The following is a 12941-nucleotide window of genomic DNA, read 5'->3' as shown; positions in this document are numbered from 1 at the left end:
ACGGGTGGTTGACCGGACTGCTCGCGGGGCGCTTGTCACACCTTCAGGTACTTGCGCAGGGCGATGAAGGCGGCCATGGAGGGCATCAGGAGGCCGATGAAGAGTACGTACGGGAGCTTGGCCAGCACGGATCCCCAGCCCATGAAGTCGATGAGCTGGATCTTGTCCCGCAGTCCGACGCCGTGGTCGATCACGAAGTACTGGCCGGAGACGAGCATGCCGCAGGCGAAGAGCGCGCCGATGAGGCCGGCGACCGCCGCCTCCATGATGAAGGGGACCTGGATGTAGAAGCTGGAGGCACCCACCAGCCGCATGATCCCGGTCTCACGCCGTCGGCTGAAGGCCGAGACGCGCACCGTGTTGACGATCAGCAGCAGCGCCACGATCAGCATGATCAGCATGATGGCGAGCGCCGCGATGTTCAGGTAGTTGAGGATCCGGAAGAGGTCGTCGATGGCCTGGCGCTGGTCGTCGACGGTGTGGATGCCGTCGCGGCCGACGAAGGCGGAGGTGACGACCTTGTACTTCTCCGGGTCCTTCAGCTTGACCCGGAAGGACTCCTGCATCTGGTCCGGGGTGATGGAGGAGGCGAGCGCCGTGTTCCCGAACCGCTCCTGGTAGTGCTTGTACGCCTCGTCCGCCGACTCGTAGGCGACGGACTTCACCAGGGACATCTGCTTGAGCTCGGACTCGATCTGCTTCTTCTGCTCGTCGGTCACCGCGCCCTTGGCGCAGGTGGTGACGCCCGTGGAGACCGCCGGCGAACCGTCGGCCTTCTTGGCGGCGGCCTCGCTCGCCTCCACGGCGTCCTGCTTGTTGCAGAGGTAGATCGAGACGTTGGCCTTGTCGTACCAGAAGCCCTTCATCTTGCTCACCTGCTCGCTCATGAGCATGGAGCCGCCGAACAGGGCCAGGGAGAGGCCCACCGAGATGATGACCGCGAAGGTCATGGTGAGATTGCGACGGAGGCCGACGCCGATCTCCGACATGACGAACTGGGCGCGCATTGCGTCTCAGGGACCTTTCAGTGCTGGTAGCCGTAGACGCCGCGCGACTGGTCGCGCACGAGTCGGCCCTGTTCGAGTTCGATGACGCGCTTGCGCATCTGGTCGACGATCTGCTGGTCGTGGGTGGCCATGATCACGGTGGTGCCGGTCCGGTTGATCCGGTCCAGCAGCTTCATGATCCCGACCGAGGTCTGCGGGTCGAGGTTGCCGGTGGGCTCGTCCGCGATCAGCAGGGCGGGGCGGTTGACGAAGGCGCGGGCGATGGCCACGCGCTGCTGCTCGCCGCCGGAGAGCTCGCCGGGCATCCGCTCCTCCTTCCCGCCCAGACCCACGAGTTCGAGGACCTGCGGGACGGCCTTGCGGATCTCGCCGCGCGGCTTGCCGATGACCTCCTGGGCGAAGGCCACGTTCTCGGCCACCGTCTTGTTGGGGAGCAGGCGGAAGTCCTGGAAGACGGTCCCCAGCTGGCGCCGCATCTGCGGAACCTTCCAGTTGGAGAGCTTGGCGAGGTCCTTGCCCAGGACGTGCACCTGGCCGTGGCTCGCCCGCTCCTCGCGCAGGATGAGCCGCAGGAAGGTGGACTTGCCGGAGCCGGAGGAGCCGACCAGGAAGACGAACTCACCCTTCGCGATGTCGAGGGAGACTTCTCTGAGTGCGGGTCGGCTCTGCTTCGGGTAGGACTTGGAGACACTGTCGAATCGGATCACGGGTGCACCACGGTCGCCGGGAGTAGGTGTGCGTGACCATACGCGAACGGGCGCGAGGTGTGGACCCTGCCTCCGGACTTGCCCGTTTTATCCCGGGGCGCGGGCGCCCGGGACCGCGATTGCCCGGACGGGCCGCGCCGAATGTCGGCGAAGCTGGCACAGTGGTAGGGGGAACGCTCCGGTTCCCCGCGCCGTTATAGGCAGCAGAAGACCGAGGGGATGAGAGGAGGAGCGCATGACATATGACCGGCTCGTGTGCGCGAACTGCGCCGCACCCGTCAGCCAGGGCCGCTGCCCGGTGTGCCGGGCGAACCGGGAGCGCCTCCAGCAGGAGGGCCCCTTCTCCGGCCTGAACCCCGTGACGCTCATCGTGCTCATGGTGATCCTCGTGACGGCTCTGGTACTGGTGGCCCAGCACACCGCCTAGACCGCCCGGCCACGGTGCCCGCGGCAGCCCCCCGCGCCACGTACCGATCACACACGCGAGAAGGGCCCGGACACCTGGTGTCCGGGCCCTTCCGCGCGTGCGCGTGTGCTGGGGGGTTACGCGGTCTGCTCCTGCTGCTTGCGCCAGCGGATCCCGGCCTCCAGGAAGCCGTCGATCTCGCCGTCGAGCACCGCCTGCGGGTTGCCGACCTCGAACTCCGTCCGCAGGTCCTTGACCATCTGGTACGGGTGCAGGACGTAGGACCGCATCTGGTTGCCCCAGGAGCTGCCGCCGTCCTTGAGGGCGTCCATCTTGTCCTTCTCCTCCTGGCGACGCCGCTCCAGCAGCTTGGCCTGGAGGACGTTCATGGCGCTCGCCTTGTTCTGGATCTGCGAGCGCTCGTTCTGGCAGGAGACCACGATGCCGGTCGGCAGGTGCGTGATGCGGACCGCCGAGTCGGTGGTGTTGACGCCCTGGCCGCCGGGGCCGGAGGCGCGGTACACGTCGACGCGCAGCTCGGCCTCGTCGATCTCGACGTGGTCGCTGGTCTCCACGACCGGGAGCACCTCGACGCCCGCGAAGGAGGTCTGGCGGCGGCCCTGGTTGTCGAAGGGCGAGATGCGCACGAGGCGGTGGGTGCCCTGCTCGACGGAGAGCGTTCCGTAGGCGTACGGGGCCTTGACGACGAAGGTGGTCGACTTGATGCCGGCCTCTTCCGCGTACGAGGTCTCGTAGATCTCGGTCGAGTAGCCGTGCCGCTCGGCCCAGCGCAGGTACATGCGCTGCAGGCGCTCGGCGAAGTCGGAGGCGTCGACGCCGCCGGCCTCGGCGCGGATGTTGACCAGGGCCTCGCGCTCGGCGTACTCGCCGGAGAGCAGGGTCCGGACCTCCATCTCGTCCAGCGCCTTGCGGACGGAGACCAGCTCGGCCTCGGCCTCGGCCAGGGTGTCCGCGTCGTCCATCTCCTGGGCGAGGTCGAAGAGCACCCCGAGGTCGTCGATGCGCCCCCGCAGCGTTTCGGCCTTCCGGACCTCCGCCTGGAGGTGCGAAAGCTTGCTCGTGATCTTCTGGGCGGCCTCCGGGTCGTCCCACAGGGACGGCGCGGCGGCCTGCTCCTCAAGCACGGCGATATCTGCCCTCAGCTTGTCGAGGTCCAGGACGGCCTCGATCGACCCCATGGTCGAGGAGAGGGACTTCAGCTCTTCGGAAACATCGACGACTGCCACGGGTCCAGCGTAGCCGGTCCCCGGACAACGCCGTCCGGGCAGGCCGAATCACCCGTTCTGATGATGGATCGTACGGGCGTACCCTCTCCGTATGACCGTTCTCCTCGTCAAGCGCCGCCATGTCGACCACATGCGTGTCACGACGACGAGCTGTCCGCCGCCGGACCGAACCCAAGCCTGATCCACCACGATCCGACTTGGTCCTGTACGCGGCCCCCGTGGTCCCGGCACCACCCCTGTCGGAGACCCTCCCCCCGCCCGCGGCCCCCACCACCTCTGGGGAACAGGACCCCGTGACATCCGAAACGGAGCCGTCATGCCGTCCGCGCACACTCTCCCCGTCCTGGACCTTTCCCAGGCCGACGACCCGGCCCAGCGGGCCGATTTCCTGAAGAAGCTGCACGCAGCCGCCAGGGACACCGGTTTCCTGCACCTGACCGGGCACGGCGTCACCGCCGCCGAGAGCGCCCGCATCCTTGAAGTGACCAGGGCCTTCTTCGCCCTCCCGGAAGCCGACCGGCTCGCCGTCAGCAATCTGAACTCCCCGCACTTCCGTGGCTACACCCGGATCGGCCACGAGCTGACCGGCGGCGCCTCCGACTGGCGGGACCAGCTGGACGTCGGCGCGGAGCGCCCGGCGCCGGTCGTGGGGCCGGACGACCCGGCGTTCCTGTGGCTGGAGGGCCCGAACCAGTGGCCCGCCGCCCTCCCGGAGCTCCGTACGGTGGTCCTGGACTGGCAGTCGCGGCTCGCGGCCGTCGCCCACCGCCTGCTCCAGGAGCTCCTCGTGGCGATCGGCGCCCCGGCGGACTTCTTCGACGAGGCCTTCGCGGACCGCCCGCACCTGCACACCAAGCTGATCCGCTACCCGGGATCGGCCCCCTCCGGCGCCGACCAGGGGGTCGGAGCGCACAAGGACTACGGCTTCCTGACGCTCCTGCTGCAGGACTCGGTGGGCGGCCTCCAGGTGGTGCGCGACGGCGGCTACGTGGACGTACCGCCGATGCCGGGCGCCTTCGTGGTGAACCTGGGCGAGCTGCTGGAGATCGCGACCGAGGGCTACCTGACGGCGACGGACCACCGGGTGGTCAGCCCGCCCGGCGCGGTGGAGCGGTACTCGGTGCCGTTCTTCTACAACCCGCGGCTGGACGCGGTGATCGAGACCGTCCCGGGCGACTACCTGCGTTCCGCGCCCGGTGTCGCGCACGACGAGTCGAACCCGCTGCACGCCGAGTACGGCCGCAACGAACTGAAGGGCTGGGTCCGCGCGCACCCCGCGGTGGCCCGCCGCTGGCACCCGGAACTGGCCTCGGTGTAGCCCCTGCCGGACCGGCCGCGCGTGGCCGCTGCGCGGAGCTTTCTCCCCGCCCCGCCGTTTCCCGGGCTCTGCCCGGACCCGGTCCTCAAACGCCGGACGGGCTGGTTTTCCAGCCCGTCCGGCGTTTGAGGACCGGGGGTTCGGGGGCGGAGCCCCCGACCGCGGCGCCGCACTGCGTTACGGAACCCGCGGAACCGACTGCTTGCTGTCCTGCGGGGGCGGGGCCTCGTCGCCCGAGACCAGCCACGTGCCCAGACCGACGGCCGCGGCCAGGGCCAGGGCCGATGCCGAGAGGACCAGGCGGCGCTTGCGGGCCGCCTCCGCGCGGTGGCGGGCGGAGCCGGGGCGGTGGCCGCCCGCGGGGCGCGGGACGCGGGCGGTGCCCAGCGCCCCGCCCGCCAGCTCGTCCGGCCCCGGCACGCGCATCGAAGTGTGGGTGTCCCGGTTGGAGTCGGTCGCCGAGCCCGGCACCAGCGGGACCACGCCCCGCCGCCGGACCGGGTCCGCCGCCGGCTCCTCCGAGGGCTCGGGGTCCGGATCCGCGTCGTCCGGCTCGTCCACGTCCAGCGGAGGCATTCCGGCCAGCAGCGGCAGCAGGTCCCGCAGCCGGACCGACAGCTCCGAGGCCCGCAGCCGCGAGGCCGGGGCCTTGGCCAGGCACTGCACGATGAGCTGCCACAGCTCGTCGGGGATCCCGGGCAGCGGGACCACCGTCTCCGTCACGTGCCGACGCAGGACCGCGCCCGGGTGGCCCCCGCCGAAGGGGGTGAAGCCGGCCAGCAGCTCGTACAGGACCGTGGCCAGGGCGTATATGTCCACCGCGGCCCGCGGGGGCAGACCCTCGACGATCTCCGGCGCCAGGTAGTCCGGGGTGCCGATGATCCGGGTCGTCGGGGCCGAGGCCCGGCCCGCGGAGGCCCGCCGCGGGGAGTCGATCAGCTTGGCCACGCCGAAGTCGGTCAGCAGCGCCGGGTGCGAGCCGCCGGGCCCGAGCCGGCCCTGCATGTCCAGCAGGACGTTCTCCGGCTTGACGTCCCGGTGGACGACGCCCGCCGCGTGGGCCGCGGCCAGCGCGTCGGCGACGTCCGCGACGATCGCCACGGCCGCCTCGGGGGCGAGCCGCCGTTCGCGGTCGAGGCGCGTGCGCAGGTCCGTACCGCGGACCAGGTCCATGACGAGGGCGAGGTCGTTGCCGTCCACGACGAGGTCGCGGACGGACACGACGTGCGGATGCTCCAGGCCGAGCAGCGCGCTGCGCTCCTGGACGAACCGTCCGACGAGTTCCTGGTCGGACGCGAGGTCCTCGCGCAGCAGTTTGACGGCGACGGGCCCGTCAGGCCCCTCGCCCAGCCACACCGTGCCCGCGCTGCCGCGCCCCAGGATCTGGTGCGCGGTGTACCGGCTGCCGATCTTCCGTGCCACGACTGCTCCCTCAGCGGCTGGCGTACGCACCAAAGCTACGCGGCCGGGTGGGCATTGGAGGCCAGCAGGGGTCCGGATTCGCGGCGACCTTCACTTCTGCGAGCGAAATCATGTCCCAGAAGTCGACAAATCCACGAAGTCGGAGCTACGGGGGCTCGTCTCAGGGCTTGGTGGAGCCCGTCGAGCCCGAGGAGCTCGCGGAGTCCCCGATCGAGCTGACCCAGTCGACGGCGTCGCCGCCCCAGGTCCAGACCTGGTCCCACCAGCCCTTGCCGGTGCCGATCCACTCCTGCAGCGGGGTCAGTTCCCAGACCAGCCAGCCGGCGACGAAGAACACCAGGATCAGCACCAGGCAGCCCTTGAGGCAGCCGAGGCCGGGGATCCGCACCGGGTTGGCGCTGCGGCGGCGCGGCTCGCGCGGTTCCCGGGGGGCCGGCCGCTGCTGCGGCGGGGGCTGCGGGGGCTGCTGCTGCGGCTGGGGCTGGCGGTACTGGGGCTGCTGCGGCTGAGGCTGCTGCTGGTACGGCTGGGGCTGGTGCTGCTGCGGCTGGTAATGCTGCGGCGGCGGGGGCGGCGCGTACTGCTGCTGAGGCGGCTGCTGCGGCTGGCGGTACTGCGGCTGCTGAGGCTGCTGGTACTGCTGCTGCGGGGGCGGCGGGCCCTGCCGGTACTGCGGCGGCTGCTGCTGGGGCCGGTGCTGCGGCGGCGGAGGCGCCTGCCGCTGCGGACGGCGGCGCAGCGGGTCCTCGTTCGGGTCGAGGTACTGGATCTGCGTCTGCTCGTTGCGGTCACGGGCGGCCTGCATCTGCGACTGCCACGGGTGCGGCGAGTCGGGCCGCTGCACCGGAGGCATCACCGAGGTCGGGTCGGCCCCGGGGCCCGCGGCTTCCCCTGGCCCTCCGGGCCGGGGAGACCCCATGGGCAGCACCGAGGTGGCGTCGGCCGCGCCGACCGGCGGCATGACGCTCGTCATGGCGTTCGGGTCGTACGCGCCCGTGGGCGCGCCCGCGCCGGGGGTCTCGGGGACCGGGGCCGGCGAGGGGTCGGGCGCGAGCAGCGCGCCCACGCCGAGCGCGGCCTCCACCTCGGCGGCCGAGGAGTGCACGCCGATGCCGGAGGCCACCACGCGCAGTCCGCGGGCCAGGCTCTCGGCGCTGGGACGCTCGTTCGGCTCCTTGCGCAGGCAGCGCTCGATGACCGTCCACAGCGGCTCGGGCACCGTCGAGGGCCGCTGCGGGTCCTCGCTGAGGTGGCGGTGGAGCACTTCGAGGGCGGTGCCGCCGGCGAACGGCGGGCGGCCGGTGAGCAGCTCGTACAGGAGGATGCCGGCGCCGTAGATGTCGACGGCGGAGGTCTGCGGGCGGCCCTCGGCGGACTCGGGGGCGACGTAGGCCGGGGTGCCCACGAACTCGTGGGTGCGGGTCAGGCCCGGGGAGTCGGCGAGGCGGGCGATGCCGAAGTCGGTGAGCATCGGCTTCATCTGTCCGCCGCGCTCGTCGAGCAGCACGTTGGCCGGCTTGAGGTCGCGGTGGACCACTCCGTCGGCGTGGCTGGCGGCGAGGGCGTCGGCGATCTGGGCGGTCAGCAGGCTCGCGGCGACGGGCGTGAAGGGGCCGTTCTCCCGGAGGTACCGGTGCAGGTCCGGGCCGTCGATCAGGTCCATGACCAGGGCCAGCAGATCGCCCTCGACGACGAGGTCGCGGGTGCGCACGATGTTGGGGTGGGTCAGGCGCAGCAGGACCGAGCGCTCCCGCAGGAAGCGCATGACGATGTCGGGATCCTGGGCCAGCTCCTCCTTGAGGACCTTGATGGCCACGGTCTCCCCGGGCTGCCCCGCGACGGCTGCCTCCGCGCCGGCGGCCTCCCTCTGGCGGGCACGCCAGACAGTGCCCGTGGCGCCGCGCCCGAGCGGCTCCTCGAGCAGGTACTTGCTGCCGACTGGCCGCACGTCTCGCGCTCCCCTGCTGTCGTCGGATGTGGTCGATCCGCTGATTGGTTTTCCGGCCCACTCTAGGGGGTGTCCCCCGGGAAGACGCCGGTCCCCGGAGGTTGGTTGCCGCACATATGTACGGAGGGTGATGTTTGCGGGGTATGCCGGAGGCGATTTTCCCCGTCTTCCGCCGCCTTGGTGTCCGGATCCGGCCGGGGTCCGGCCCGGGTCCCGGCACATCAAGATCATTTGTTGCCGGGTGCCGGGCGTGTTGTCCGTGACAGGTGCGAGGATGCACATGTACGGACGGCACGGGACGGGAGCCCCGCCTTCCGGGCAGACCTGACCGGACGACGCGTCCGTGCCGGGTGGGGGGCGACCGGACGGTCATGTCACGGGATTCCCCTGCCGGGCGCATACACCGCGCACCGCGCAGAAGGGACCGCTGACGGCGATGCAGATCCGGCTGACCGTCCTTGGGTCGCGCAGCGGCCACCAGACCGCGACCGCCCCCGCGAGCTGTGACGTGCTCGTCACCGCACCCGTCGGGACCGCGCTGGCCGCGGTCGCCTCCGGGCTCGCGGCGACCGTCGGCGGACCCGACACCGGCGGCACCGTCGTGCTGTACGCCGGCTCCGAGCGCCTCGACCTCCAGCGGCGGGTGCTCGGCGAGCCGCCGCTCGTGGACGGCGCGGTACTGGCGCTGCACGGGCCCGTGCCGGACGTCCTGCCGGAGGACGGCCTCGGCGCGGCCCAGCTGCACGTCGTCGCCGGACCCGACGCGGGCGGAGTGCACCTGTTGCACAGCGGGCAGATCCGGGTGGGCCGCTCCGCCGACGCCGACGTCCCTCTCGACGACCCCGACGTCTCCCGGCTGCACTGCGCGGTGACGGTCCTCCCCGACGGGCGTGTCGCGGTGGCCGACCTGAACTCGACGAACGGCACCACGCTGGACAGCGCCCCGGTGGGGGCACAGCCCGTCGCCCTGCCCCCGGGGGCGCTGCTGCGGGTCGGCGAGTCCACCCTGCGGCTGGCCCCCGCGGGCGCTCCCGCGCTGCCGGTGACCCCGGACCTCCAGGGCCACCTCTCGGTCTCCGCCCGGCCCGTCGCCCCCGACCCGCTTCCCGGCCCGCTCCCCGGGGCGGATCCGGCCGTACCCGGGCCGGCGCCGGACGCACCGGAGGCCCCCGACCTCCCCGGCGCCGCCGGCGCTTCCCGCGAAGCCGGGCCGGAGGGCGCACCGCCGAGCCCCGGCCCCGGGCGGCGGAAGGGCCTCGGCGCCTGGGCCCGCAAGTGGGTGCGCGGCGAGGAGCCCGCCGAGGCCCCGCAGGAACCGGTGGCCGCCCCGCCCGACCCCGACGATCCCGCCGCGGTGCTGCTGGCCGCGCTGGGCCCCACCGAGCGCCTGTGGTCCCGTACGCCCGAGCATCCCGCCGTACTGGACGTGGGGCTCGGCGCCGGGAGCCGGGTGTCCCTGCCCGCCGTCGGCGCCCTCGGGCTGGCGGGCCCGCGGCCCCGGCTGGCCGGGGCCGCCCGCTGGGTGGTCGCGCGGCTCGCGGCACTGCACGCGCCGGGGCAGCTGGAGATCGTGCTCATCTCCGCCGACCGGGCGCGCGGCCTCGCCGACCGGCGGCGCGACTGGGGCTGGCTCGGCTGGCTGCCCCACGTACGCCCCGCGCACGGCCAGGACTGCCGGCTCCTGCTCGCGTACGACCGCGACCAGGCCGCCGCCCGCACCGGTGAGCTGACCCGGCGGCTCGACGAGGGGCCGCTCGGCACGCACTGGGCCGCCGCCGACGCCGGACAAGTCCGGCGGGCCGCCGCCGTCTACGAGGGCCCGTACACGCTCGTCGTCCTCGACGGCGATCCCGGAGCCGGCCCGCTGCGCGACGTCACCGGCCGGCTCGCCTCGCACGGCCCGGCCGCCGGGATCCACGTGCTGGTGCTCGCCGAGGCCCCGGCCGCCACCCCCGCCTCGCCGGTCGAAGAGACGTACGAGGCCGCCTGCGCGAGCTCCCCCGCCTTCCGGGACTGCGGCGCGGTCGCCCTGCTCAGCGGCGATGTGGCCACGGCCGTACGCACCTTCACGATCAGCGGTGGCAGGCCGGTCCCGTCCGGGGGCACCGCCACCGCCGACGCCGTCTCCGCCGCCTGGGCCGAGCGCTTCGCCCGGGCCCTGGCCCCGCTGCGCACCGCCGAGGGGGGTTCCGCCGAGCCTTACCGGCCGACCACGGCCGCCCTGCCCGCCACCGCGCGGCTGCTGGACGAGCTGGGGCTGGCCCGGGCCACCCCGGCCTCCCTGATGGCCCGCTGGGCCGCCGCCACCGACCAGGGGCAGGGCATGGGCGGCCTCGCCGAGATCGTGCTGGGCAGCGGACGCCGCGGGCCCGTCGGCACCGAGCTCGTCCACGACGGCCCGCACCTGCTCATCGAGGGGCCCGCCGGGAGCGGGCGGACCGAGCTGCTGCGCTCGGTGGCCGCGTCGCTCTCCGCGGCCGCCCGGCCCGACCGGCTCGGGCTGCTCCTCCTCGACGGGGCCGGCGGCGAGCGCGGCGACGGACTGCTGCCCTGCACCGAACTCCCGCACGTCTGCGCCCACCTGGTCGCCTCCGATCCGCTGCGCATGCGGGAGTTCGCGCAGGCCCTGGGCGCGGAGCTCAAGCGCCGCTCCGAACTGCTGGAGGAGCTGTCCTTCGCCGAGTGGCACGCGCAGCGCGAGGTGTCCGACCGCATGGTCGCGCCGCGCCGGCCCACCCCGGGCGAGCAGCGCGGCGACCTCGACCCCCAGCGCACCGGCACGCTGCGGCTGCGGGCCGCGACCACCCGTACGGATCCGGCCGGGCCCAGCCCGCTGCCCCGTCTGGTGGTGCTCGTGGACGACCTGGACGCGCTGGTCGCGCCGGGGCTGGGTGCCACGGGCCGCCCCGCCGCGGGCTCGGTGGTCCGTGCACTGGAGGCGGTGGCCCGCGAGGGCGCCCGGCTCGGCGTGCACCTGGTGGCCACCAGCGCCCGCCCGGACCGTACGGCGGACACCGGACTGGCCCGGCTGGCCACCCTGCGCGTGGAGCTCGACGCACCCGACCAGCCGGGCCCGGGGCGCGGGCTGCTCCGCTTCGGCGACGGCCGGACGGTCCCCTTCCAGGCGGGCCGGGTCACCGGCCGGATCCCCCGGACGGCGACCCAGCGGCCGACCGTGGTCCCGGTGGAGTGGGAGCGGATGGGTGATCCGCCGGCCCGCCGCCCGGTCCGTGAGCTGGGCAACGGGCCCACCGACCTCGCGCTGCTGGCCAGCGCCCTGGACCGGGCCTCGCACCTGGTCTCGGCGATACCCGTGCTGTTCCCGCCCGCGCCCTGACGCCCGGCCGGGACACCCCAGGACACCCCAGGACACCCCCTGGCCCCCGCGAGGCGGTATTGCGGGGGCGCACGGCTCGGCGTAGACCTTGTGGTCCGGGACACATCACGGGCATCGGGGGCAGAGCCATGCGAAGGCACGGAACGAGCCGTACGACACTCACCTGGACGGCGCTCGCCGCGGCGGCCGCCCTCACGCTCTGCGCGTGCGGGGACGGCGGGACGGAGGAACCGCAAGGTCCCGAGGGCAGCACGGCCGTACCCCGGGTGCAGTTACCGAAGCTGCCCGGCGAGAAGCTGGAGGTCGCCGCGGTCTGGACGGGCCCGGAGCAGGAGAACTTCACCAAGGTCCTGAAGGAGTTCGAGAAGCGGACCGGTGCCTCCGTCACCTTCGTCCCGGCCCAGGACCCGATCGTCACCTTCCTCGGCACGAAGATCGCGGGCGGTGCGCCGCCGGACGTGGCGCTGCTCCCGCAGGTCGGGGCGCTGAAGGCGGCGGTGGAGAACAAGTGGGCGCAGCCGCTGGGCCCGGAGGCCGCCGCCCAGCTCGACGCGAACTACTCGAAGGGCTGGCGGACGCTCGGCGCCGTCGGCGACACCCAGTACGGCGTGTACTACAAGGCCGCCAACAAGTCGCTGATCTGGTACAACGCGAAGGCCTTCGAGGCGGCGGGGGTCAAGCCCCCGAAGACCTGGAAGGAACTGATCACCGCGGCCGACACGCTGTCCGCCTCCGGCACCCCGGCGGTCTCGGTGGCGGGTGCGGACGGCTGGACCCTCACCGACTGGTTCGAGAACATCTATCTCTCGCAGGCCGGGCCGGAGAAGTACGACCAGCTGGCCAAACATCAGATCAAGTGGACGGACGAGAGCGTCAAGCAGGCGCTGACCACGCTCGGCGAACTGTTCGGCCGCAAGGACTTCCTGGCGGGCGGGGTGAGCGGGGCGCTGGCCACCGAGTTCCCGAAGTCGGTGACGCAGACCTTCACCGGCGGTGACCGGCCTGCGGCCGCGATGGTGTTCGAGGGTGACTTCGTGGCGGTGAACATCGCGCAGACGGAGGCGAAGGTGGGCGAGGACGCCCTCGTCTTCCCCTTCCCGGCGGTCGGCGAGAAGGCTCCGGTGGTCTCGGGCGGCGACGTGGCGGTCGCCCTGAAGCCGTCGAAGGGAGCGCAGGCGCTGCTGACCTTCCTGGCCTCGGCGGACGCGGCGGAGATCCACGCCCGTCAGGGCGGTTTCGTCTCCCCGAACAAGGCGGTGGACCCGGGCGCGTATCCCAACGCCATCCAGCGGGACATCGCCAAGGCGCTGATCGCCGCGGGTGACGACTTCCGCTTCGACATGTCGGACCAGGCCCCGGCGGCCTTCGGCGGGACCCCGGGCGCGGGTGAGTGGAAGGCGCTCCAGGACTTCCTGGCGAACCCGTCGGACGTGGCGGGCACCCAGGCGAAACTGGAGGCGGACGCGGCCAAGGCCTACGGGAACTGATCCCGTGCGGGCCCCTGCCCCGGCCGCTGCCCATGCCCCTGCCGCCAAGGGCGTCGTCTCCG

General features: G+C 73.1%; 9 protein-coding genes. 4 read left to right on the top strand and 5 right to left on the bottom strand.

The genetic code is table 11. From position 1 onward, the window contains the following. Nucleotides 1-35: 35 nt before the first annotated feature. Together ftsX and ftsE are read right to left on the bottom strand one after the other, a co-directional pair. On the bottom strand, nt 36-1007 hold the full coding sequence (gene ftsX, locus ACFY0D_RS36500; protein ID WP_390802203.1) for a permease-like cell division protein FtsX: 972 nt from the start codon (nt 1005-1007) through the stop codon (nt 36-38). Nucleotides 1008-1024: 17 nt separating this feature from the next. Continuing rightward, nucleotides 1025-1714: a cell division ATP-binding protein FtsE gene (ftsE, locus tag ACFY0D_RS36495; RefSeq protein ID WP_030011324.1), complete on the bottom strand. Its 690-nt coding sequence runs from the start codon at nt 1712-1714 to the stop codon at nt 1025-1027. A gap of 235 nt (nt 1715-1949) precedes the next feature. On the opposite strand from ftsE, the gene ACFY0D_RS36490 reads away from it, so the two are divergent. Further along, nucleotides 1950-2141, top strand: coding sequence for a hypothetical protein (locus ACFY0D_RS36490; RefSeq protein ID WP_301370705.1), 192 nt, complete (start codon nt 1950-1952; stop codon nt 2139-2141). A 116-nt stretch (nt 2142-2257) separates the two neighbouring features. On the opposite strand, the gene prfB is transcribed toward ACFY0D_RS36490, so the two are convergent. Continuing rightward, nucleotides 2258-3367: a peptide chain release factor 2 gene (gene prfB, locus ACFY0D_RS36485; protein WP_390802202.1), complete on the bottom strand. Its 1110-nt coding sequence runs from the start codon at nt 3365-3367 to the stop codon at nt 2258-2260. A 316-nt stretch (nt 3368-3683) separates the two neighbouring features. Between prfB and ACFY0D_RS36480 the strand changes: the two genes are divergently transcribed. After that, nucleotides 3684-4685, top strand: coding sequence for an isopenicillin N synthase family dioxygenase (locus tag ACFY0D_RS36480; protein ID WP_390802201.1), 1002 nt, complete (start codon nt 3684-3686; stop codon nt 4683-4685). A gap of 177 nt (nt 4686-4862) precedes the next feature. On the opposite strand, the gene ACFY0D_RS36475 is transcribed toward ACFY0D_RS36480, so the two are convergent. Together ACFY0D_RS36475 and ACFY0D_RS36470 are read right to left on the bottom strand one after the other, a co-directional pair. Continuing rightward, on the bottom strand, nt 4863-6107 hold the full coding sequence (locus ACFY0D_RS36475; protein WP_390802200.1) for a serine/threonine-protein kinase: 1245 nt from the start codon (nt 6105-6107) through the stop codon (nt 4863-4865). 160 nt (nt 6108-6267) lie between these two features. Then, on the bottom strand, nt 6268-8055 hold the full coding sequence (locus ACFY0D_RS36470) for a protein kinase (protein WP_390802199.1): 1788 nt from the start codon (nt 8053-8055) through the stop codon (nt 6268-6270). Between the two features lie 436 nt (nt 8056-8491). Between ACFY0D_RS36470 and ACFY0D_RS36465 the strand changes: the two genes are divergently transcribed. Together ACFY0D_RS36465 and ACFY0D_RS36460 are read left to right on the top strand one after the other, a co-directional pair. Next, on the top strand, nt 8492-11392 hold the full coding sequence (locus ACFY0D_RS36465) for an FHA domain-containing protein (RefSeq protein WP_390802198.1): 2901 nt from the start codon (nt 8492-8494) through the stop codon (nt 11390-11392). A gap of 128 nt (nt 11393-11520) precedes the next feature. Then, entirely contained in the window at nt 11521-12879 is a 1359-nt protein-coding gene (locus tag ACFY0D_RS36460; protein WP_390802197.1) for an ABC transporter substrate-binding protein, read from the top strand. The last annotated feature ends 62 nt before the right edge of the window (nt 12880-12941 follow it).

Origin of the sequence: Streptomyces sp. NPDC001502 (assembly GCF_042894785.1) — a bacterium.
GTDB lineage: Bacteria > Actinomycetota > Actinomycetes > Streptomycetales > Streptomycetaceae > Streptomyces > Streptomyces kutzneri.
This window is presented reverse-complemented; position numbering and strand designations above follow the sequence as displayed.